At 70.4% G+C, this 23021-nt stretch carries 17 protein-coding genes and 1 pseudogene; 15 read left to right on the top strand and 3 right to left on the bottom strand.

Going from position 1 to position 23021, the window contains the following annotated elements:
* Nucleotide 1 precedes the first annotated feature (1 nt).
* The 4 genes from ACIHIX_RS17430 to ACIHIX_RS17415 all read left to right on the top strand — a co-directional run bounded on the left by ACIHIX_RS17430 (nt 2) and on the right by ACIHIX_RS17415 (nt 6101).
* Nucleotides 2-1966, top strand: coding sequence for a TIGR03960 family B12-binding radical SAM protein (locus ACIHIX_RS17430; protein WP_399956290.1), 1965 nt, complete (start codon nt 2-4; stop codon nt 1964-1966).
* Between the two features lie 396 nt (nt 1967-2362).
* Complete coding sequence (locus tag ACIHIX_RS17425) at nt 2363-4423, top strand: restriction endonuclease (protein WP_399956287.1); 2061 nt, start codon at nt 2363-2365, stop codon at nt 4421-4423.
* Between the two features lie 399 nt (nt 4424-4822).
* A complete protein-coding gene (locus ACIHIX_RS17420) occupies nt 4823-5236 on the top strand; it encodes a hypothetical protein (protein WP_399956284.1) in 414 nt (137 codons plus the stop codon).
* Between the two features lie 442 nt (nt 5237-5678).
* Nucleotides 5679-6101, top strand: a complete 423-nt coding sequence (locus ACIHIX_RS17415; protein ID WP_399956282.1) for a hypothetical protein — start codon at nt 5679-5681, stop codon at nt 6099-6101.
* 93 nt (nt 6102-6194) lie between these two features.
* On the opposite strand, the pseudogene ACIHIX_RS17410 reads toward ACIHIX_RS17415, so the two are convergent.
* Nucleotides 6195-6422: pseudogene (locus ACIHIX_RS17410) on the bottom strand (DUF899 family protein); the annotation flags it as partial.
* Nucleotides 6423-6460: 38 nt separating this feature from the next.
* Entirely contained in the window at nt 6461-7594 is a 1134-nt protein-coding gene (locus tag ACIHIX_RS17405) for a glycosyltransferase (RefSeq protein WP_399956280.1), read from the bottom strand.
* Between the two features lie 103 nt (nt 7595-7697).
* On the opposite strand from ACIHIX_RS17405, the gene ACIHIX_RS17400 reads away from it, so the two are divergent.
* Nucleotides 7698-9212 carry a glycosyltransferase family 39 protein gene (locus ACIHIX_RS17400; RefSeq protein ID WP_399956277.1) on the top strand — a complete coding sequence of 505 codons (1515 nt, stop codon included), beginning with the start codon at nt 7698-7700 and terminating at the stop codon, nt 9210-9212.
* 30 nt (nt 9213-9242) lie between these two features.
* Here the strand turns inward: ACIHIX_RS17400 and ACIHIX_RS17395 are convergent, their stop codons facing one another.
* The gene (locus tag ACIHIX_RS17395; protein WP_399956274.1) at nt 9243-10118 is read right to left on the bottom strand and encodes a hypothetical protein; all 876 of its coding nucleotides are present in this window, start codon (nt 10116-10118) and stop codon (nt 9243-9245) included.
* A gap of 199 nt (nt 10119-10317) precedes the next feature.
* Here ACIHIX_RS17395 and ACIHIX_RS17390 point away from each other — a divergent pair, with 199 nt between their 5' ends.
* The 10 genes from ACIHIX_RS17390 (at nt 10318) to rpmA (ending at nt 23001) form a co-directional block, all read left to right on the top strand.
* A complete protein-coding gene (locus ACIHIX_RS17390; protein WP_399956271.1) occupies nt 10318-11364 on the top strand; it encodes a hypothetical protein in 1047 nt (348 codons plus the stop codon).
* A 47-nt stretch (nt 11365-11411) separates the two neighbouring features.
* Nucleotides 11412-12170, top strand: a complete 759-nt coding sequence (locus tag ACIHIX_RS17385; RefSeq protein WP_399956268.1) for a TIGR03936 family radical SAM-associated protein — start codon at nt 11412-11414, stop codon at nt 12168-12170.
* A gap of 260 nt (nt 12171-12430) precedes the next feature.
* The gene (locus tag ACIHIX_RS17380) at nt 12431-16414 is read left to right on the top strand and encodes an Rne/Rng family ribonuclease (protein WP_399956265.1); all 3984 of its coding nucleotides are present in this window, start codon (nt 12431-12433) and stop codon (nt 16412-16414) included.
* Nucleotides 16415-16617: 203 nt separating this feature from the next.
* On the top strand, nt 16618-17685 hold the full coding sequence (locus ACIHIX_RS17375) for a glucose-1-phosphate thymidylyltransferase (RefSeq protein ID WP_399956262.1): 1068 nt from the start codon (nt 16618-16620) through the stop codon (nt 17683-17685).
* A complete protein-coding gene (rfbB, locus tag ACIHIX_RS17370; RefSeq protein ID WP_399956259.1) occupies nt 17682-18671 on the top strand; it encodes a dTDP-glucose 4,6-dehydratase in 990 nt (329 codons plus the stop codon). The genes ACIHIX_RS17375 and rfbB overlap by 4 nt, the downstream gene beginning before the upstream one ends.
* Nucleotides 18668-19564 carry a dTDP-4-dehydrorhamnose reductase gene (gene rfbD, locus ACIHIX_RS17365; protein WP_399956256.1) on the top strand — a complete coding sequence of 299 codons (897 nt, stop codon included), beginning with the start codon at nt 18668-18670 and terminating at the stop codon, nt 19562-19564. The genes rfbB and rfbD overlap by 4 nt, the downstream gene beginning before the upstream one ends.
* Nucleotides 19561-21570: a glycosyltransferase gene (locus ACIHIX_RS17360; RefSeq protein WP_399956254.1), complete on the top strand. Its 2010-nt coding sequence runs from the start codon at nt 19561-19563 to the stop codon at nt 21568-21570. The genes rfbD and ACIHIX_RS17360 overlap by 4 nt, the downstream gene beginning before the upstream one ends.
* Before the next feature lie 56 nt (nt 21571-21626).
* Nucleotides 21627-22220, top strand: a complete 594-nt coding sequence (rfbC, locus tag ACIHIX_RS17355; RefSeq protein WP_399956251.1) for a dTDP-4-dehydrorhamnose 3,5-epimerase — start codon at nt 21627-21629, stop codon at nt 22218-22220.
* 191 nt (nt 22221-22411) lie between these two features.
* Nucleotides 22412-22732, top strand: a complete 321-nt coding sequence (rplU, locus tag ACIHIX_RS17350; RefSeq protein WP_399956248.1) for a 50S ribosomal protein L21 — start codon at nt 22412-22414, stop codon at nt 22730-22732.
* A gap of 14 nt (nt 22733-22746) precedes the next feature.
* Nucleotides 22747-23001, top strand: coding sequence for a 50S ribosomal protein L27 (gene rpmA / locus ACIHIX_RS17345; RefSeq protein WP_164435564.1), 255 nt, complete (start codon nt 22747-22749; stop codon nt 22999-23001).
* Nucleotides 23002-23021 lie beyond the last annotated feature (20 nt).

The raw sequence follows: 23021 nt of genomic DNA, 5'->3' as shown, positions 1-23021 counted from the left end.
GATGTCAGCCGAAACCGCCGAGTCGGTGTTCCCGCAGCTCGAAGCTCTGCTCCCGCATGTGCAGAAGCCGATCCAGTACGTCGGCGGCGAGCTCAACTCCACGGTCAAGCCCTGGGAGTCCTGTGACGTCCACTGGGCGCTCATGTACCCGGACGCCTACGAGGTCGGGCTGCCCAACCAGGGCGTCATGATCCTCTACGAGGTGCTGAACGAACAGGAGGGCGTCCTCGCCGAGCGCACGTACAGCGTGTGGCCGGACCTGGAGGCGCTGATGCGGGAGCACGCCGTCCCGCAGTTCACGGTGGACAGCCACCGCCCGGTGAAGGCCTTCGACGTCTTCGGCCTGTCCTTCTCCACGGAGCTGGGCTACACCAACATGCTGACCGCGCTGGACCTGGCGGGCATTCCGCTGGAGTCGCGCGACCGCGGCCTGGACGACCCGATCGTGCTGGCCGGCGGGCACGCCGCGTTCAACCCCGAGCCGATCGCGGACTTCATCGACGCCGCGATCATCGGCGACGGCGAGCAGGCCGTGCTCGACATGACGCGGATCATCCGCGAGTGGAAGGCGCAGGGGCAACCGGGCGGCCGCGAGGAGGTCCTCTTCCGCCTCGCGAAGACGGGTTCCGTCTACATCCCCGCGTTCTACGACGTCGAGTACCTCCCCGACGGCCGTATCGCGCGCGTGGTCCCCAACAAGTCCGGCGTCCCGTGGCGTGTGTCCAAGCACACGGTCATGGATCTGGACGAGTGGCCCTACCCCAAGCAGCCCCTGGTCCCGCTCGCCGAGACGGTCCACGAGCGCATGTCGGTGGAGATCTTCCGCGGCTGCACCCGTGGCTGCCGCTTCTGCCAGGCGGGCATGATCACCCGCCCGGTGCGCGAGCGTTCCATCACGGGCATCGGCGAGATGGTCGAGAAGGGCCTGAAGGCGACCGGCTTCGAGGAGGTCGGCCTCCTCTCCCTCTCCTCCGCCGACCACACGGAGATCGGCGACATCGCCAAGGGCCTGGCGGACCGGTACGAGGAAGACAAGATCGGCCTCTCGCTCCCCTCCACCCGGGTCGACGCCTTCAACGTGGACCTGGCGAACGAGCTGACGCGCAACGGCCGCCGCTCGGGCCTGACCTTCGCCCCCGAGGGCGGCAGCGAGCGCATGCGCAAGGTCATCAACAAGATGGTGTCGGAGGAAGACCTCATCCGCACCGTCGCGACGGCCTACGGCAACGGCTGGCGCCAGGTGAAGCTGTACTTCATGTGCGGCCTGCCGACGGAGACCGACGACGACGTCCTCCAGATCGCGGACATGGCGATGAACGTGATCGCCAAGGGCCGTGAGGTCTCCCGCTCCAACGACATCCGCTGCACGGTCTCGATCGGCGGCTTCGTCCCCAAGCCCCACACCCCCTTCCAGTGGGCGCCCCAGCTCTCCGCCGAGGAGACGGACGCCCGCCTGGAGAAGCTCCGCGACAAGATCCGCGGCGACAAGAAGTACGGCCGCTCCATCGGCTTCCGCTACCACGACGGCAAGCCCGGCATCGTCGAAGGCCTCCTCTCCCGCGGCGACCGCCGCATCGGCGCGGTCATCCGCGCGGTCTACGAGGACGGCGGCCGCTTCGACGGCTGGCGCGAGCACTTCTCCTACGACCGCTGGATGCAGTCCGCCGACAAGGCCCTCGCCCCCTTCGGCGTGGACGTCGACTGGTACACCACCCGCGAGCGCACCTACGAGGAGGTCCTCCCCTGGGACCACCTCGACTCGGGCCTCGACAAGGACTGGCTCTGGGAGGACTGGCAGGACGCCCTCGACGAAACAGAGGTCGACGACTGCCGCTGGACGCCCTGCTTCGACTGCGGGGTGTGCCCGCAGATGGACACGGCCATACAAATCGGGCCGACCGGGAAGAAGCTGCTGCCTCTTACGGTCAAGAACGCGGCTCCAGCACCTAGCGGTCACTCGCACTGAGGTGAGCGAGGCGCTTGATCGGGTGGTTGAAGCTTTGTCGGGGGCGAGCCGGGTCGAGATTGCCGCTGCCAGGGCCTGGATGGTCCTCGGGTATCCATTCTGAAGTCGAGTGGGGCTGACCGCGCCTCGGGTACGCGGCCCTGCAAGCTGCTGAGCCTCCTTCCGTTAGAGGAAGGGGGCTCAGCGCTTTCGGCTTCGATCCCGCAGTGCCGACTGATGAACCTTTGGATACGCTCTAAGGGTGGTGACCTGCACTGATAGTCGAAGTGGGTCGCATTTGGCAAGTCCATAGGCGAGGCGGCCGTTGCTGGATACAGTCGTCTCATCACTCCTGGTTGTCGGGGCAACCAGAGCTCTGGTCGGCGGTGCCGACGTCCTGGGGAGGGCTTGCAGCGCATGAGTCGTCGTTCTAGCGGTTTTGTTGGCGTCTGGGCTGATATGCAACGTCAGCAACAGCGGCAGCTTGAGGCTGAGGCCAGACAGCAGCGGGAGCGGGCGAGGCAAGCGCGCGCCTACCAGCGACATACTGCGCAGGCTCATCGCGAGTATCGGCAAGCGGAGGCAAGGCAGCGCACCGAGGAGTTGGACGCGCAGGTGGCTTCGCTGCAAGGGGTGCTTGCTGCCGGTTGCCGTGCTCTGGCCTTCAGGGCGGCTTCGTTGATGCGCTCCGAAGCGCTTCAACCCTTCTCGCCGGGGCCGCTGGCAGTGCCAGTGCCCATGCCCGACCCGAATCAGTACCAGGCCCAGGGTGGGTGGACCGCGAGTCGACGTGCCCATGCGGAGGCCGAGGCGCGTGCTCGTTTTGAGCGTGACTGGAATGCGGCGCAGGCCGCGGAGGCTCAACGGCAGCAACAGTTAGCCGCCCAGCAGCGTCAATACGAGCAGTGGGCGGAAGAGCAGCGGTCGGAGGTGCGTCGGTACAACGCCGGCATCACCGAGGTGACCGAAGGGGTTCGACAAAGGGATCCGGGTTCGGTCGTCGAGTACTTCACGGCGGCCCTCTACTCGTCGACGGCGTGGCCCGAAGGGTTCCCCCGCCAGGTTGCCGCAGCTTACGACTCAGCGGCACGACAGCTGGTGCTCGACTGGGAGTTGCCGGGATACGGGATCGTCCCTGAGGCGAAGTCGGTGCGGTACATGGCATCTGTTGATCAGGACAAGGAAACGCCACGTCCTGCGGGCCAGCGTCGAGCGTTGTACCGCGAGGTTCTCGCGCAGTGCATGCTGCTCGTGTTGCATGAGCTATTCGCGGCGGATGAGTTCAACGCATTGGAGTCCGTGGCGTTGAACGGGTTCGTGGACGACCATGATCCGGCGACGGGGCGACTTGCGCACATCTACCTGGCGACCGTGATGGCGCAGCGATCCGTATTCACCGGGTTGCACTTGGAGCAGGTGGACGCGGTCAGTTGCTTGACTGACGCCCTTCGGGGGCAACTTGCGACTCGACCGGACCAACTCGGCCCCGTGCGGCCTGCCCGCAAACCGCAGGAAGTCGGAAACCGCGTAGCCGCTCACGGAGGCGACGAGGAACCGGATCTCTTCGAAATGGATCCGATCGCCTTCGAGTCCCTTGTTGCCGACCTCTTTCGGGCCATGGGGATGCAAGCTGTGACGACCCAACGCTCGAACGACGGCGGCGTGGATGTTGATGCCGTTGATCCCACGCCCATCCGGGGCGGCAAGATCGTCGTTCAGGTGAAGCGCTACCGCAACACCGTGCCCCCCACGGCCGTCCGCGACCTGTACGGCACCGTGCAGGACGCCGGCGCCAACAAGGGCGTCCTGGTGACGACAGCGGGGTTCGGTCCGGGCTCGCACACCTTCGCCAACGGCAAACCGTTGGAACTCATTTCGGGCGGCGAACTCATTGACCTGCTCCACCGGCATGGACTGCGCGGACGCTTGGGGGAGGGTGGACGAGCAGCCCCAGCACCGCAGTCGGCGCCTCCGAGCGCTACGACCCCGCCCGACGACTACAACGTGTTGGGCATGTCCTGGTCCGGCCGCGTTGCGCTCGACGTTTGTGCGCTCGTCTGCTCCGGCAATCGAGTCCTCAGCGACAACCACTTCGTCTTCTTCAACAACCAGCAGACGCCAGATCGTTCGGTGTGTGCGCTCCCTGCTACGGCGCCGGACAAAGCGGCAATCCGAGTCTCCTTCGACTCGCTGCCGGAGAATGCCGACCGCCTCGTCCTGGTGGCGGCCGTTGACCCAGAGGTCAATCCGCAGGCGGATCTGTCCGGGTTCACTGATGCGTGTATCCGTTTGCTCGACCCGGTGATGGCGGAACTCGGACGGCTTGAGGTCTCCGACGGGCGCCCTGGGGAGACTGCCTTGGTGCTCGGGTCCTTCCGGCGCAGGCCCGGTGGGGACTGGGACTTCGTGCTCGGCGGCAAGGGCTACACGGGGGGCTTGGAGCAACTCGTGAAGGACTACGGCATCGACGTTGAGTGACCTCTCTGGGCTCTTCTGTAAGCCTGCGTTCGACCGTAGATGGGCACGGCGATACAAATCGGGCCGGGTAAGAAGTTGCTGCCCTTGACGGTCAAGAACGCTGGTCCGGCGCCCGCTTCGAGCGGCCACACGCACTGAGGTGAGCGAGACACTCGATCGGGTGATTGAGGCGCTGGCAGGGGCGAGGGAGGGCGAGTCGCAGGCGGCGCTAGTTGCAGCTGGCGCTTCGACTTCTCGCCCCGCAGCGTTGTCGGCGTCCCGCCGGACGCCGCTTCCAGGCCCTGGAGGTCCGTCGCGGATCGCCTCCTTGGTGGAGTTGGTATGAGCCCCGGGGCCTCCTTTCGGTCATATCGTCTACTGGGTGCATGATTCGCCAAGTCTGTAGCCACGATTACTGGCATGGCGACCTCGGGGGCGAGACGCAGTCGGTTCGGTGGTTTGGGGCAGTGGTGGGGCGTCCTGGCCGGGGCGCTTCTCATCGCGGCATGGATCAATGCGGCAGCCGGCCCAGTGGTGATCATCGTCCTGTCGGCCGCGGTCCTGCTGTGGTCCTTCTTCCAAGCTCCGGTGACCTGCGGAGCCCCGGTCCGAGGACGGACCGACGGCTGCCGTAACAACGCCACCGGCATCCTCATGGGCTGCCATATTCATCAACATCGCTGGCAGAAGCTCAAGATGCTGATCCTCCGGCGCCGCGTGCGCGAGTTCTGCTCCGGGTTGTTCTCGGACGGCAAAGCTGCCCTCGTGACCCTCGCGGCGGTGGGCAGCTTTATTTCCGGGCTGGTGGCGCTGATCCCGGGGGCTGCTGTCTGACGCGACCACGCAGCTCCGTCATACGCCTTTGCCCGCAGATGGACACGTCCATCCAGATCGGCCCGACGGGCAAGAAGCTGCTGCCGCTTACGGTCAAGAACGCGGGTCCGACGCCGGCTGCGAGTGGTCACTCTCACTGACGTGAGTGAGGCGACGCGGCGAGTCGCTTAGGCCCTGGCCGAGCACTCTCTGACCGCCGGGGTGGCTTGGTGGCTGTCGCCTGAGTGGCTGCTCTCGGTTCGCGAGGTGCCTCATGGCTTCCTAGCGTGGCGGTATCCGCTACCGACGAGGCCGCATGTCGGTGAGCGAGCCGCCTGGGGGCAGTCCTGGTTGGGGGAGTCCGGGTCAAGCCTCGCCGCCTCCCGGGGGGTGGGCGTCGCCGCCCGGGCCGCCTCAGAAGAAGCCGCGCAGCCGTGGCTGTCTCTGGGGATGCGCCGGCGCTGTGGGCGCGGTGGTCGTCATCGTCGTCGTGGTGTTGGCGATCGCGCTCGCGAGCGGCAGCGACGAGAGCACCACCCCCGCTCCCCGCGCGACCACGACCCCGGCGACGCGGCAGGGGGAGACACCCGGACCGGAGACGGAGCGGGACGACCTCGTCAGCTTCCGGCTCGACGACCGCTCGCAAGCCGGTATCACCGACATCTGGCTCGTCTGGACGATCAAGAACAGCAGTGGCGAGAAGTCCGACTACTCCTGGGAGTGGGAGGCGGTCGACGCCGGCGGCACTCGCTTGGAGAACGGCTCGCAGCTGGAGACGGAGGTGCGGCCCGGCCAGACGGCCAAGGGTGAGTACCCCACGACGCTCAAGAGCGTGAAGGGCATCAAGCTCAACATCACCAGCTTCGACCGCACTGCCAGCTACTGAACTGAGCCGCCACCAGGTGTACGGGTCGGACTGGGGGTAGGTCTCCGGGGACCAGCCCATCCTCGTCCTCACCCGCTCGATGTCCGCCTGCGGGGCGCGTGAGGCGAAGGCGAGGGTGGTGTCGCGGGCGTTGAGGTGGGCGAGGTCGCCCACGTGGTCGGCGACCATGGAGCAGCCGACGCAGGCGTGCTCCGGCCAGCCGTTGACGCCGGGCTCGAAGAAGGCGCGGTAGACGATCAGCTGGCGGCGGCCCCGGAACAGGTCGCGGAGAGTCGCACGGCCGTCGGGGCCCTCGAACTCGTACGCCTTGTCCACCTTCATCCAGGGCATGCGCCGGCGCCTGGCCGCCATGGCGGAGGTCACCTTCCTCTCGGTCCCTGTCCAGGGTCCCCCGCCACGGCCAGTTTGGTGCGGGCGAAGTCGTGGTTGGCGGCCACGCGCTCGCGGTGCTGCGCGGGCAGCTTCCCGCCGTCCAGGAGCTGCTCGCAGGCCTCCAGCGACTCGCGGTAGGAGCCCATCCAGTACGCGGCCACCGCCAGCTCGTCCAGGGCCCGCCAGTCGTACCAGGCGTGCTCGACGAAGAGGATGTCGTCGGGCGGTGCGAGTTCCGCGGCGCGCCGCGCGAACAGATAGGCGAGCGGCCAGCGTTCTCCCCGTGTCCGGCACAGATGGGCGAGTTCGCCCAGCGGTTCGGCACGGGTGGGCCGGTGTTCGTGGGCCTCCAGGAAACGGGACATGACCTCGGGCGTACGGCGCTTCAGCGTCAGGGCGAGGCGGGCCGCGTAGAGCCGGGAGCAGAACGCCTCCTCGGCGAAGCCGTCCATGGCCGCGCGGCGGTCGTAGGCGGCCAGGGCCTTCGCCGGTTCGTCGGCGTCCCGCCAGCTCTGGGCGAGATAGAACGCGTACCGGGTGTTGCCGGGATCCTTGGCGAGGCCGTCCTTGAGGAGCGCCGCGTCCCGCAGGTACTTCGTGCGCGGGCTGCCCTGCGACCGGCCGCCGCCGCCCATGATCACCATATGGACGCCGGCGAGCGATGCCCGGCTGAACTCCGTGTCGCATTCCAGGTATTCGTGCAGTACGCCGACGTACCGCCACGGGAGGCGCGTCGACACCAGCGTCGGGCGCCAGTGGACGACGGGCCCATGGCGCACCCGCATGTCGTAGCAGTCGTGGGTGAGCGTCGGCAGGGTGAAGCCGGGCTCGGTCTCCAGCACGTCGTCGGCGTCGATGAAGAGCAGATGGTCCGCCCGTTCCCGGGCCCGCTCGATCGCCTCCGTGCGGCTCGCGCCGAAGCCGCGGAAGGGGCTCTCGTACAGCGCTCCCGGCAGGTCGGCGAGGGTCTCGCGGACGATGTCCTGGGTGCCGTCGGTCGAGCCGGTGTCCAGGATCACCCAGCTGTCGACGAGGGGCCGTACGGACTCCAGGCAGCGTCCGATCACATGCGCCTCGTTCTTGACGATCATATTGAGGCAGACCGCGTTTGTGTTATTCATGGCATTTTCTTTTCTCTGCAGAAAAGGACCGCCCGGTGAAATTATCCGGCCCCGGGGGTGCGTGCAAGGAGCCACCGGCGAAAGGGCAGGTATAGGTATTCCCATGGTCATCGCCGCGCAGCTCCCTCCGCCTCGCGAAGAATTCCGGCCCGATGTCGCGGACGCTCCCGCGCGGGGCCGGGTGATGCTCTGGCTGGGGCCGCTCGCCCTCGCCCTGGGCCTGGGCGCCTTCGGGCTCACCGGCTCGCTGCTCAGCCGCGACGAGCTGGTCACCTGGGACATGGTCGGCCGCGACACGGACCGGATCCTCGCCACGGTGCGCAACGTCGACGCCGTACACGGCACCTATTACCTGCTGATGCACGGTTGGGTGGAGCTCTTCGGGGATTCCGTCCTTTCGCTTCGGTTGCCCTCCCTGTTCGCGGCGGCCGGGGCGGCGGGTGTCGTGGCGCTCCTCGGGAACCGGCTCTTCGGATATCGGGCCGGAATTCTGGCCGGCATTCTCTTCGCGCTCGTCCCGGCGGTGAGCCGCTATGGCCAGGAAGCCCGCTCCTACGCGCTGGTGATGCTCGCCGTCGCCCTCGCCACGCTGCTGCTGCTCCGCGCGCTGGACCGGCCGCGCGGCCCCTGGCGATGGGCCGCTTACGCGCTCGCGCTCGCCGTCACCGCACTGCTGCATCTGGTCGCGCTGTCCGTCGTGACCGCCCACGTCTGTCTGGTCGCCGCCCACGCCCGCCGCGACCGCTTCCTGTGGTGGCGGGCCGGCTTCGCCCTCGCGGCGGTCGCCGCGGTGGTCGTCCCGTTCGCCCTGCTCGGCCGTTCCCAGGCCGGACGCCAGCTGTACTGGGTTCCCGCGCCCGACGGCTGGGGGCTGCTCTCCCTCCCCGGCGAGGTCTTCGTCTCCGTGGTCTGTGCCGGAGCCCTGATCGCCCTGGCCCTGGCGGCCCGCTCGGAGCGCAGGGCACCGCTGCTGCTGTGCGGCACCTGGGCGCTGCTGCCCCCGGCCCTGGTCTGGGCCGCCTCCCACGGCGAGGTCTCCTACTTCCGCGGCGTCTACGTCCTGTTCACCCTCCCGGCCTGGGCCCTGCTCGCCGGTTCGGGCCTCGCCTCGGCCAGGCGTTCCTGGAAGGCGGCGGCATCGGTGGTCGTGGCGCTGGCCCTGCTCACGCTGCCCGACCAGCGGCAGGTGCGGCAGCCCTTCGAGCACAACGCCCCGGTGCCCCTCGACTACGCGGCCGCGGCGGAGGTGATCGAACGGCTCCACCGGCCGGGCGACGCCGTGGTCTACGACCGCTTCGACAGCTGGCAGCTCGACGGTGGCGTGCGCTACTACCTGCCGCGTGAACTGACACCGCGGGATGTCTTCCTGACGCGGACCCCGGCCGAGATCGACGATCTCTACGCGGTCCAGTGCCCTGTCCCGGAGCTGTGCCTCGGGGGCGAGCGCCGGATCTGGCTGCTGACGCAGGGGACCGACTTCCCCTTCAACGCGATCGATCCGGCGCAGGCGGGGGCCTTGCGGAGCCGGTACAGGATCTCGACGAGCACACAGGTGACGGGGATGACGGTGAGTCTGCTGGAGCGCAACGACGCGGCAGGGGGTGCCCGGCAGTCCTGACATGCTGCCGGACAGCCCCTTGCGGCGGTCCTACGGCACGACGGTCCCGCCGTTCACAGCGCCGGGGGCCGGCTGTCTGTTCACGAGGGTCCAGTCGCCTTCGCAGGTCAGCGTCGGAGAGCTTCCGGTGTCCACATCACACGTGGTCTCCCAGATCGCACCGGTCGTGGTGATGACGTCGATGTTGACGTCTCCTTCCGTACCCCCACCCAGGGCCTGCTGGGCGATGGAGATTCCGCAGGCGTTCGAGGGATAGTCGTCGAGGCCGCTGAGGTCGGTCCACAGATACGGCCCCGGATCCGGCTGGAGATCGCGAATGCCGGCGTAGGCCCTGGTGATCGGGTCGCTCTCGGTCGCCGGGGACAGCACGGCCCGCAACTCGAAGTTGTTCTCGTCCCGGGTGGCGTCGATGTCGACACACGGACCGGCCGCGCCGGTGGCTCCCGTCGCGCCCGTGGCTCCGGTCGCCCCGGTGGCGCCCGTGGCTCCGGTCGCCCCGGTGGCACCCGTGGCGCCGGTCGCTCCCGTGGCACCCGGTGTGCCGTCCTCGCCCGAAGTGCCCGTGGCTCCGGTCGCACCCGTCGCCCCGGTGGCACCCGTCGCACCCGTCGCGCCCTTCGGACCCGTGGCGCCCTTCGGACCCGTCGCCCCGGTGGCGCCCTTGCAGTTGTCCTTGCCGGTGTACGCCTCCGCGCCCGCCCTCGACTGATGGGGCTTGTGCGGCTTGCACTTGTCGCCCGTCCGCGGTGTCGCGGCCGGTTTGTCGGAGACCGCCCGCGCGGCCGCCGCGGCCGGCGTGATCACTCCGCCGGCGATCACCAGAGCGAGGGAGGTCAGCACCCCGGCCTTCTGGAACCTCGCCCGGGCCAGTGGCCCCAGCAGCGAGGGAGTGGGTCGAGGACTCATGGGCATGCTCCTTGGCGCGAAACGGGCCCGGGGGAGTTCCCGGACCTCGGTGCGAGGGTGACCTGATCACCCACGACAACCGCCGCGCGCTCGGCGGACGCGCCGTCAAATAGGTAAAACGGTCTAGCGCACAAGCCTTGTGACGGCATCGCAACCCAAGAGGTGCATCCGGGCCGCGGGCCGTCGCGTCCTGTCGGGTATGGAACCGCAGAAGCCGCTGCCCGAACCCCGACAGCCGGAGGGGTGCCTCGTGACGGCCGTCCGCATCCCGGTGCGGATCGTCGTGCTGGTGCTGGTCGTGCCGGTACGGATGGTGTGGGACGCGCTCGTCGTGACCGGGCGGTTCCTCGGCGACACGCTGCTCAGGCCGTTCGGGAGGGCGCTGCTGTGGGTGGGGCGGGCGGTGTTCGTGTGGCCCCTCGTCGGGTTGTGGCGGTACGTCGCCGTGCCGCTCGGCAAGGGGCTCGCGTGGCTGGGAAACGTTCTCGTCGTCGTACCCCTCGGGTGGCTCTACCGGTACGTCCTCACCCCTGTGGGGCACGGCCTCGCCTGGGTGTACGCGCGCGTGCTCACGCCGATCGGGCACGGCATCAGGTGGGTCCTGCGGGGGATCGGCGCCGGGCTCGCCGCGGTCGGGCTCGGGCTGTACGCCGCCGCGGCCTGGCTCGCGCGGTACCTCGTCCTCGTCCCCGCCAGCTGGGTGTACGCCTGGATCCTCACGCCGATCGGACACGGCATCCGCTGGATCCTCCGGGGGATCGGGCTCGCCCTGTACTGGAGCACGCGCGTGGTGCTCGTGCTGCCCGTGCTCGCCCTGTGGCGGTGGGTGCTCGTGCCCGTCGGGCGGTTCCTCGCCGTCGTGGGGCGGGAGGTGGGGGACGCGCTCGGGCACGCCTGGCGGATCGCCGGGCACCTCTCGCTCGCCGTCGGACGGTTCCTCGGGACCTTCTTCCGGTGGATCTTCGTGGAGCCGGTGCGATGGGTGTACCGGACGCTGCTCACGCCGGTCGGACATGTCGTACGCGATCTGGTGCTGCGGCCCGCCGCCGCGGTGGCCCGCGGTGTGGGCCGGGCCACGCGGGAGGCGCTCGCCTCCGTGCGGGAGTCCGCGCGGCAGGCGCGGGCCGACTTCCGGCGGATGCTGCTCGGTGAGCCCCGGGAGCCGGTCGCGGTGGACCGGCGGGAACCGACGGAGCACGAGACACGTACTCTTGGTAGAAGTACGACCGTTCTCACTAAGGACTGACGACACTGGGCAAGCGACAGCCCGAAGGCCCGCCGCCCGCACCCGCGGTGCAGCGCATCCGACTGCGCTACACCAAGCGCGGCCGCCTCCGGTTCACCAGCCACCGTGACTTCCAGCGCGCCTTCGAGCGTGCGCTGCGCCGTGCCGAGGTGCCGATGGCGTACTCGGCGGGGTTCACGCCGCATCCGAAGGTGTCGTACGCCAATGCCGCACCCACCGGCACGGGCAGTGAGGCGGAATATCTGGAGATCGCCCTCACCGAGGCGCGGGACCCCGAGAAGCTCAGGGTCCTGCTCGACGAGTCGATGCCTGTCGGGCTCGACATCATCGACGCGGTCGAGGCCCGGACGTCCGGGCTCGCCGACCGGCTGACCGCCTCGGTGTGGGAGCTGCGGCTCGACGGGGTCGAGCCGGCGGAGGCCGATCGGGCCGTCGCCGTGTTCAACGCCGCCGAGGCCGTCGAGGTCCAGCGCATGACCAAGAACGGCGTTCGCACCTTCGACGCCCGTTCGGCGGTCGTAGATCTTGAAACGCACAGTTCGGCTGCTGATAGGCCGAGCGACCAGCCCTGTGCGATACTGCGGCTGGTTGTTCGGCACGTGACGCCTGCCGTACGACCCGACGACGTCCTGTCCGGTCTCCGCGCCGTGGCCGACCTGGCGCCGCCGGTCCCCGCAGCGGTGACCAGGCTGGCGCAGGGGCTGTTCGATGAAGAGACCGGCGAGGTGACCGACCCGCTCGCGCCCGACCGCGAGGCAGCTGAGGCCCCCACAACGGCCGCTGCCGCCGCGAAGGCGCCGGCGTAGGGAAGGTCCCGCGAAAGGACGGACGTCGTAGCGCCGCCCTCGTATCCGGGAGCCACCTGGGTCGGGCAGCGCACCGACCAGAAGACTTTCGCCAGGCCGTACCCAACAGGGTGTACGGAACCGGCGAGACAGGACACAGAGAGCTCCCGTGCGGCGCCCGCGCCCCGGACGGCGGCACCGCGCATCGCGCGAGCCGCGGACGTCACCGGCATCGCCGGACCAGGCGCGGCGCCCGGGAGCCTGACGGGAGAAACGCCCGCATGCTCGAGCCGACCGAACCCACCGAGGGTTCCGAACTCAACACCCCCAGCGACACCCTGCCGCCGCGCCGTCGGCGCAGGGCCGCGTCCCGACCGGCGGGTTCGCCGGTCGCCGCCGCGGCCGAGGCACCGGACGAGGTGACGCCGGCCATACCGGCCGCCGAGGACGCTGCCGAGGAGCCGACGGCGAGCGCCGAGGCCGACCAGATCGAAGAGGCCCCCGCGCCCGCCGCGCGTACGCGCCGTCGTGCCACTCGTCGGGCCTCCGCGCCCGCCGGGGCTCCCGCCGCCGACACCGCGGTCGCCGAGACCGTCGTGCCGGTGGCCGAGGAGAGCGCGTCCGTCGCGCCCGCCGAAGAGCCGACGGCGGCCGAAGAAGCCCCCGCGCCCCGTACGCGGCGTCGTGCCACTCGTCGGGCGTCCGCGCCCGCCGGGGCCCCCGCCCCCGAGGCCGCCGAAACCGTCGTGGCCGCCGCTGCCGAGCCCGAAGCCGTGGTTCCGGTCGCCGAGGAGTCCGGGACCGAGGAGGCCGCCGCGCCCGCGCCCCGTACGCGGCGTCGTGCCACTCGTCGGGCCTCCGCGCCCGCCGGGGCCCCCGCCGCCGACACCGACGCCGCCCCCGAGGCCGAGGCTCCGGTGAGCGTCGAGCCGGAGACGAGCGTCGCCGAGGAAGCCGCCCCTGCCGAGGAAGAGGCCCCCCGTCGGGGCCGTCGGCGTGCCACGCGTCGAGTGTCCGCGCCCACCGAGGCGCCCGAGACCGTGGAGGCGCCCGTGAGCGCTGACGACGAGACCAAGACGGCCGAGACCAAGACGGCCGAGACCAAGACGGCCGACTCCAAGCCGGCCGAGACCGCTGCCGAGGCTCCGGCCGAGGAGGCCCCCGCCGCGGAAGAGGCCCCGCGCCGCGCCCGTCGGCGTTCCGTGCGCCGGGCCGCCACTGGGTTCTCCGAGCCCGCGCGGGCCGCGGGCGACGAGGCCGCCGAGGAGGACGCTCCGCGTCGGCCCGCGCGGCCCGCGGTGGCCGTCTTCCAGGCGCCCGTGTTCGCCGAGCCGCAGTTCCAGACGCCCGAGCGCGCCGCCGCCGCGGCCGCCGCCGAGGCGGAGGTCGAGGAGCCCGAGGAGCCCGCCGCCGAGGAGCCCCAGGAGGAGCCGGTCGCCGCGCGCCGCCGTCGCCGCCGCCGGGGTGAGCCCGCGGAGGCCGAGGCGCCGCAGGCCGTCGAGACCCCCGCCGAGGACGAGCCGGAGGAGGCCGAGGAGTCGGCCGAGGACGTCGTCGACTCCGAGTCGGACGACTCGGACGAGGGCGGCTCCCGCCGTCGCCGTCGCCGTGGTGGCCGTCGCCGTCGCCGCGGTGAGTCCGCCGAGTCGGACGCCGAGGACGGCGACGAGCTCGCCGCCGATCAGGACGAGCGGGCCGATCAGGACGGCGCGGACACCGCCGAGCAGGTCGAGGAGGACGGCGAGGACGACGACGAGGGCGGTTCCTCGTCCTCCAGCAGCCGTCGCCGCCGTCGCCGTCGGCGTCGCGCAGGTGACTCCGCCACCGACGCCGAGCCCGGCGACGGCGACCCCGAGCGCACCGTCGTGAAGGTCCGCGAGCCGCGTCCGAAGTCCGAGCCGTCCGACGAGGTGCAGTCCATCAAGGGCTCGACCCGTCTGGAGGCCAAGAAGCAGCGCCGCCGCGAGGGCCGCGAGCAGGGCCGCCGCCGCGTCCCGATCATCACCGAGGCCGAGTTCCTGGCCCGCCGTGAGGCCGTCGAGCGGGTGATGGTCGTCCGGCAGAGCGGTGAGCGCACGCAGATCGGCGTCCTGGAGGACGGCGTGCTCGTCGAGCACTACGTCAACAAGGAGCAGGCCACCTCGTACGTCGGCAACGTGTACCTGGGCAAGGTCCAGAACGTGCTGCCGTCCATGGAGGCCGCGTTCATCGACATCGGCAAGGGGCGCAACGCGGTCCTGTACGCCGGTGAGGTCAACTTCGAGGCGCTGGGCATGGCCAACGGGCCGCGGCGCATCGAGTCCGCCCTGAAGTCCGGTCAGTCGGTCCTCGTCCAGGTGACGAAGGACCCGATCGGCCACAAGGGCGCGCGCCTGACCAGCCAGGTCTCTCTCCCGGGCCGCTACCTCGTGTACGTCCCCGAGGGCTCGATGACCGGCATCAGCCGCAAGCTGCCCGACACCGAGCGGGCCCGGCTGAAGACGATCCTCAAGAAGATCGTCCCCGAGGACGCGGGCGTCATCGTGCGCACCGCCGCCGAGGGCGCCAGCGAGGACGAGCTGCGCCGCGACGTCGAGCGGCTCCAGGCGCAGTGGGAGGACATCCAGAAGAAGTCGAAGAACGGCAACGCCCCGACGCTGCTGTACGGCGAGCCGGACATGACCGTCCGGGTCGTCCGCGACATCTTCAACGAGGACTTCACCAAGGTCGTCGTCAGCGGCGACGAGGCGTGGGAGACCATCCACGGATACGTCTCGCACGTCGCGCCCGACCTGGCCGACCGGCTGTCGAAGTGGACCTCCGAGGTCGACGTCTTCGCCACCTACCGGATCGACGAGCAGCTGTCCAAGGCGCTGGACCGCAAGGTCTGGCTGCCCAGCGGCGGTTCGCTGGTGATCGACCGGACCGAGGCGATGGTCGTCGTCGACGTCAACACCGGCAAGTTCACCGGTCAGGGCGGCAACCTGGAAGAGACCGTCACCAGGAACAACCTGGAGGCGGCCGAGGAGATCGTGCGCCAGCTGCGGCTGCGCGACCTCGGCGGCATCATCGTCATCGACTTCATCGACATGGTCCTTGAGTCCAACCGGGACCTGGTGCTGCGGCGCCTCCTGGAGTGTCTGGGCCGGGACCGGACCAAGCACCAGGTCGCGGAGGTCACCTCGCTGGGCCTGGTCCAGATGACCCGTAAGCGGGTCGGCCAGGGCCTGCTTGAGTCGTTCTCCGAGACCTGCGTCCACTGCAACGGCCGCGGTGTCATCGTCCACATGGAGCAGCCGACCTCCGTCGGGGGCGGCGGCAAGCGCAAGAAGCGCGGGCGTGGCGGCATCGAGCACGTGCACGAGGCCGCGGTGGCGGCGGAGGCCGTGGACCACGACCACGACCACGACGCCGACGTGGAGACCGAGGCCGAGCTCGTCGCCGAGGTCGCCGAGCCGGTCGCGCTGCCCGCGCCCGTCTTCGAGCCGGACGAGGAGCTGTACAGCAGCGCCGCCGAGGCGGAGGCCGCGGCCGGTCGGGGCCGTTCGCGGCGCCGGACGAGCCGGCGGGCGTCGGCGCCTGCCGGTGCGCCGCGCCGTGAGCGGGCGGACAGGTCCGAGCGGGCCGAGCGGAACGAGCGGGCGGAGCAGGTCGAGGAGACCGTCCCGGCCGCCCCGACCGCGCAGGACGTCACCGTCGAGCAGGAGGTCGAGCGTCCGGTGCAGCCGGAGCCGGCCGCCGAGGCGCACGCCGAGCCGGTCGCCGTCGAGGACCCGATCGTCGAGGAGGCCGCGCCCAAGGGCCGTACCCGTCGCCGCGCCACCCGCAAGGTGTCCGCGCCGGCCGGGTCGCCCGCGGGTGCCGAGGCCGCCGTGGTGACGGTCGCCGAGACCGCCCCCGTGGCGGAGGAGGCGCCGGCCGCGCAGCCCGAGACGCCGGCCGAGCCGGTCGCCGAGAGCGCCGCACCGGCCCGCCCGCGGCGCCGCGCCGTGCGCAAGGCCACCGCGCCGACCGCGTCCGAGGAAGCGGCCGTCGTGGTCGTGCCGACGGCGACGGAGACCGTGGCCGCGGAAGAGGCCGAGGTCCCCGCCAAGAAGACGGCCCGTAAGACGGCCAAGAAGGCGACGGCGAAGAAGGCCGCCACCAAGAAGACGGCGGCCAAGAAGACGGTGGCGAAGAAGACCGCCGCGAAGAAGACGACCGCCAAGAAGGCGGCGTCGAAGAAGACGGCGGCGGCCGAGCAGCAGTCCGTCCCGTCCGTCTCCACGGCGGCGGACGAGGGCTGACGCTCCGCCACCCGCGCGCACATGAAGCCGCCCCCCGGTCTTTCGACCGGGGGGCGGCTCATGTTTTTCCCTCCAAATGGGCAACCCCTATGGAGTGCGAGCCGTCCTACAAGTGGCATGGTTACGATGTAAACCGAGATCGACGACAAATCCTGACAGTTGGGGTTTCATCCCCTCTCGGCACAGTCATTGGGGCTCAATACGTGAAGGCACTCGTGCTCTCCGGGGGAGCGGGCACTCGCCTCCGCCCGATCACCCACACCTCGGCCAAACAGCTCGTGCCGGTCGCCAACAAGCCCGTGCTCTTCTACGGCCTGGAAGCGATCGCCGACGCCGGGATCACCGAAGTCGGCATCGTGGTCGGCGACACCGCGGACGAGATCCGCGAAGCGGTCGGCGACGGCTCGCAGTTCGGCATCGCGGTCACCTACATCCCGCAGGACGCGCCGCTGGGCCTGGCCCACGCGGTGCTGATCGCACGGGAGTTCCTCGGTGACGACGACTTCGTCATGTATCTCGGCGACAACTTCATCGTCGGCGGTATCACCGGTCTGGTGGAGGAGTTCCGGGCCGAGCGGCCCGAGGCGCAGATCCTGCTGACCCAGGTGCCCAACCCGACCTCCTTCGGTGTCGCCGAACTCGACGCCGGGGGGCGGGTGGTGGGCCTGGAGGAGAAGCCGAAGCAGCCCAAGAGCGACCTCGCGCTCGTCGGCGTCTACCTCTTCACCCCGGCGATACACGAGGCCGTGCGCTCCATCGAGCCGTCCTGGCGCGGCGAGTTGGAGATCACGCACGCCATCCAGTGGCTGATCGACGAGAAGCGCGACGTCCGTTCCACCACGATCTCCGGCTACTGGAAGGACACCGGCAACGTCGCCGACATGCTGGAGGTCAACCGCTCGGTCCTGGAAACCGTCCCCGCGGTGAACGAGGGCACGGTCGACGCGGACAGCGAGATCATCGGCCGGGTCCGCATCGAGGCGGGCGCCCGGATCAGCGGCAGCCGGATCGTCGGGCCCGCGATCATCGGGGCCGGATCGGTGGTCAACGACGCCTACATCGGCCCGTTCACCTCGGTCTCCGAGGACTGCCGTATCGAGGACAGCGAAATCGAGTACTCCATCGTGCTGCGCGGCTCGTCCGTGACCGGTGTGCGCCGGGTGGAGGCCTCGCTCATCGGACGTGACGTCGAGGTCACGCCCGCCCCCCGTAACCCGTCGGCCCACCGGCTCGTGCTCGGTGATCACAGCAAGGTGCAGATCTCCTCATGACAACCACCAGAATCCTGGTGACCGGCGGCGCCGGTTTCATCGGCTCGCACTACGTCCGTACCGTGCTCGGCCCCGAGGGCCCCGGTGACGTCGAGATCACCGTCCTCGACAAGCTGACGTACGCGGGCAACCCGGCCAACCTGGACGAGGTCCGCGCGCACCCCGGGTTCTCGTTCGTGCAGGGCGACATCTGCGACCCCGAGCTGGTCGGCAAGCTGATGGCCGAGCACGACCAGGTGGTGCACTTCGCCGCCGAGTCGCACGTCGACCGGTCCATCGACGGCGGCGCCGAGTTCGTCCGCACCAACGTCGTCGGCACGCACACGCTCATCGACGCCGCCCACCGCGCGGGTGTCAGGACCTTCGTGCACATCTCCACCGACGAGGTCTACGGCTCCATCGACGAGGGCTCCTGGCCGGAGACGCACCCGCTCCAGCCCAACTCGCCGTACTCCTCCGCGAAGGCCTCCAGCGACCTGATCGCGCTGTCGTACCACCGCACCCACGGCCTGGACGTGCGGGTCACCCGCTGCTCCAACAACTACGGGCACCACCACTTCCCCGAGAAGGTCATCCCGCTCTTCGTGACCAACCTCCTCGACGGCAAGAAGGTCCCGCTCTACGGCGACGGCGGCAACGTCCGCGACTGGCTGCACATCGACGACCACGTGCAGGGCATCGAGCTGGTGCGCACCAAGGGCCGGGCCGGCGAGGTCTACAACATCGGCGGCGGCACCGAGCTCTCCAACAAGGAGCTCACCGGGCTGCTCCTGGAAGCCTGCGGCGCCGACTGGGACACCAGCGTCGAGTACGTCGAGGACCGCAAGGGCCACGACCGCCGCTACTCGGTGGACTGCACGAAGATCCGCGAGGAGCTCGGGTACGAACCCCGCAAGAGCTTCCGGCAGGGCCTCGCGGAGACCGTGCAGTGGTACAGAGACAACCGCGCCTGGTGGGAGCCGCTGAAGGAGCGGGCCGCGCTGTGACCGACAACCGCATCTGGCTGGTCACCGGCGCCGGTGGCATGCTCGGCCAGGACGTCCTGGCCCGGCTCGCCGAGGCGGGGGAGCGGACCGTCGCCCTCGACCGGGCCGCCCTCGACCTCACCGACGCCGACGCCGTGCGCGGCGCCCTGAAGACCCACCTGCCCGCCGTCGTCGTCAACTGCGCGGCCTGGACCGCCGTGGACGACGCCGAGAGCCAGGAGAAGGACGCCCTGCGGATCAACGGCGACGGCCCGGCCCATCTCGCCGCCGCCTGCGCCGCCACCGGCGCCGTTCTCCTGCACGTCTCCACGGACTACGTCTTCCCGGGCGACGCGACGACCCCGTACGCCGAGGACGCCCCCACCGGCCCGCGCAGCGCCTACGGCCGCACCAAGCTCGCCGGGGAGCGGGCCGTGCTCGGCATCGAGCGCGGATACGTGGTGCGCACCGCCTGGCTGTACGGCACGGGCGGCCCCAACTTCGTCCGCACGATGATCAAGCTGGAGGGCGTCAAGGACACCCTGGACGTCGTCGACGACCAGCGCGGCCAGCCCACCTGGAGCGCCGACCTCGCCGGGCTGCTGTACGACCTGGGCCGCGGCGCCCTGGCCGGCACCGCCCCGGCCGGCGTCTACCACGGCACCAGCTCCGGCGAGACGACCTGGTACGGCCTCACCCGGGAGATCTTCCGGCTGCTCGGCGCCGACCCGGACCGGGTCCGCCCCACCACCAGCGAGGCCTTCGTCCGCCCCGCGCCCCGCCCGGCCTACAGCGTCCTCGGCCACGACCGCTTCGCGGCGGCCGGCCTCACGCCCCTGCGGGACTGGCGTACGGCGCTGACCGAGGCCTTCCCGGAGATCCACCGGGTCCAGACGAAGGAGAACCCCGCGTGACCGTCAAGGTCAGCGTCGTCATCGCGGTGCACAACCCCGGCAAGTACTTCGACGACTGCCTCGGCGGACTGCTCCGGCAGAGCCTGCCCCCGGAGGAGTTCGAGGTCTTCTTCGTCGACGACGGCTCCACCGACGAGACCCCGGCCCGGCTGGACCGGCTGGCCGCCGAGCATCCGCACTTCCACGTCGTCCACCAGGAGTCCTCCGGCTGGTCGGGCAAGCCCCGCAACACCGGCATCGACGCGGCTCGCGGCGAGTACGTCATGTTCGTCGACCACGACGACTGGCTCGGCGACGAGGCGCTGGAGCGGATGTACGCGTACGGCACGGCGAACGACGCCGATGTCGTCGTGGGCAAGATGGCGGGCATCGGACGGCCGGTGCCGCAGGAGCTGTTCCGGGTCAACCGGCCGCGGGTGACGGTCGGGAACGCGCCGCTGATCGACAGCCTCACCCCGCACAAGATGTTCCGGCGGGAGTTCCTGGCCGAGCACGGCATCCGCTTCAAGGAGGGGCGTCGACGGCTGGAGGACCATGTCTTCGTCGTCGAGGCCTATCTGCGGGCCAAGAGCGTCGCCGTCCTCGGCGACTACCTCTGCTACTACCACATCGCCCGCGACGACGGCTCCAACGCCGGCTTCCAGCGCTTCGACCCGGCCGGCTACTTCGGCAACCTCCGCGAGGCCCTCGACGTCGTCGAGGAGCTGACCGAGCCCGGCCCCCTGCGCGACCGGCTGTTCAGCCGCTGGCTGCGCAACGAGATGGTCGAGCGGCTGCGCGGCAAGCGGTTCCTGAAGCTCCCCGAGGACTACGCCGAGCAGCTCTACCGCGAGATCCGCGGCGTCGTCAACGAACGCTTCGGACCCGGTGTCCTCACCCATGTCGCCCCGATGCAGCGGGTCGTCGCGGGCCTCGTCGCCGCCGACCTCTACGACGACCTCCGCGAGCTCGCCCACTGGGAGGCCGCGATCCGGCCCACCGGCGAGCTGACCTCCCTGACCTGGGAGAACGGCCGGCTGAGCATCGGCTTCGGGGCGGAGTACGAGTCCGGTGGCGGCCCTCTGGTCTTCCGCCGCGGCGACGACGGACGTGACGTGCTCGACCTGCCGCTCACCGAGAAGGCGCGCGAGGCACTGGCCGGGCAGGGCATCACGCTGGACGCGCGGACGGGTGACAGCGACGTGGACCTGGTGGTCCGGAACCGGGACGACGCCACCCAGTTCTATCTGCCGCTGAAGAGCGAGCGGCACGAGGTCGATGTCGAGGACGCCGAAGAGGAAGGTGCCTTCCGGCAGCGGATCACGGCCACCGCCGTGCTCGACCCGGAGACCGCCGCCGCGGGTGCGCCCCTGGCCAAGGGCATCTGGGACTTCTACCTGCGCATCAAGGCCGGCGGCTGGAGCAGGGAGTGCCGGATCGGTGCCGTGCACGGGGAGGGCGTGGAGCCGGGGCGGCTGGCCGCGCTCACCGGTGAGCCGCGCCGGCTGGTGCTGCCGTACTGGACGGACGGGCCGGGGAATCTGTCCCTGGACGTCGACCAGCACACCAGCAAGCTGGAGCGCGAGGCCGTGGTGCTGGTGGATCCGGCCGGGGCGGCCGTGGAGGGCACGGCCGTCACGCTGCCGCTGCCGCTCGCGGTGGGCGGTGAGGAGGCCGTGCAGCTGCGCTTCGAGCGCAAGGACGCGGGCAAGGTCGCCGCCGAGGCGATGGCGGATGGTCGTGCGGTGACCGCCGTGCTGCCGGTGGAGTGGCTCGTCGGGGCGCGCTGGGCGGTCCGGATCGGGCTGCCGTCCGCCGACCGGGGCGAGCCGAGGTGGACCCGGCTCCCGGTTGACGTGGTCGTCGCGGCAGACGGTACCGCCAAGGTCATCGACCGGCACATCCCGTCGGCCGAGCCCGCCCCGAAGCCGGCGCCGAAGAAGCAGCCCGCCCCGCCGCGCCCGCTGTGGCGCCGGGTCGCCGGACGCGTCAAGCGGGCCCTGACGAACCCGCAGAAGAAGAGCTGAGGGCGCGTTGCGATGCTTGTGACGCGACCTGTGCAGAAGAAGAGCTGAGGACTGTGATGCGACCTCTTTCGATTTCCGGCGCCTGGGTGCACGAGCCGAAGGTCTTCCCCGACGGCCGGGGCAGCTTCCACGAGTGGTTCAAGGCCCCCCTCTTCACCGAGGCGGCCGGCCACCCCCTCACCCTTGCCCAGGCCAACATGTCCGTCTCCAGCCGGGGCACCCTGCGCGGCATCCACTTCGCGGACGTGCCGCCCGGCCAGGCCAAGTACGTCAAGTGTGTGCGCGGCGCGGTCCTCGACGTGATCGTGGACATCCGGGTCGGCTCCCCCACCTTCGGCCAGTGGGAGATCGTCCGCCTCGACGACCAGGACCACCACGCCGTCTATCTCTCCGAGGGGCTCGGCCACGGATTCATGGCGCTGACCGACGACGCCACCGTGGTCTACCTGTGCTCCGAGGGGTACGCCCCCGAGCGCGAGCACGGCATCCACCCGCTCGACCCGGACCTCGCCATCGAGTGGCCGGCCGACCTCGCCCCGCTGCTGTCCGCCAAGGACGAGCAGGCGCCGAGCCTGGCGGACGCCCGTGAGCAGGGGATGCTGCCCTCGTACGAGGAGTGCGTGGCGTACCGGACCGGCCTCGGCGGGTGACCTGGACGGGGCCGGTTTGACCCGTTCGGCAGCGGCCCCGTAACCTTGACCGTCGGCGTGTCCTTGGATATGGGCGCGCCACATCCCCGTAAACCTCATCCTCTCGGGCCTCACGGCCGGGAGAGGCCGCTCGTTCTGCCGGGCGGCTGGACTGCGGGGGTGCCGTTCCCGAGCGAGAGAGTGAGATCCGCGTGTACGCCATCGTGCGCAGCGGTGGTCGCCAGCACAAGGTTGCTGTCGGCGACATCGTTGAGGTTGACAAGATTTCCACTGCCAAGGTTGGCGACACGGTCGAGCTCTCGACCCTGCTCGTTGTCGACGGCGACGCTGTGACCAGCGACCCGTGGGTGCTGGCCGGCATCAAGGTCCAGGCCGAGGTCGTGGACCACCACAAGGGCGTCAAGATCGACATCCTTCGCTACAAGAACAAGACCGGCTACCGCCGTCGTCAGGGCCACCGCCAGCAGTACACGGCGATCAAGGTCACGTCGATCCCCGCGGCTGCGAAGTAAGGGACTGAGGAGACATGGCACACAAGAAGGGCGCATCGTCCACCCGGAACGGTCGCGACTCCAACGCCCAGCGGCTCGGCGTGAAGCGCTACGGCGGTCAGGTCGTTTCCGCCGGTGAGATCCTGGTCCGCCAGCGCGGCACCCACTTCCACCCCGGTGCGGGCGTCGGCCGTGGCGGCGACGACACGCTGTTCGCGCTGAACGCCGGTGCGGTGCAGTTCGGTACGCACCGTGGCCGCAAGGTCGTGAACATCGTTCCGGTCGCCTGAATCAGGCACTGATCGGAAGC

Origin of the sequence: Streptomyces sp. NPDC051913 (assembly GCF_044593635.1) — a bacterium.
GTDB lineage: Bacteria > Actinomycetota > Actinomycetes > Streptomycetales > Streptomycetaceae > Streptomyces.
This window is presented reverse-complemented; position numbering and strand designations above follow the sequence as displayed.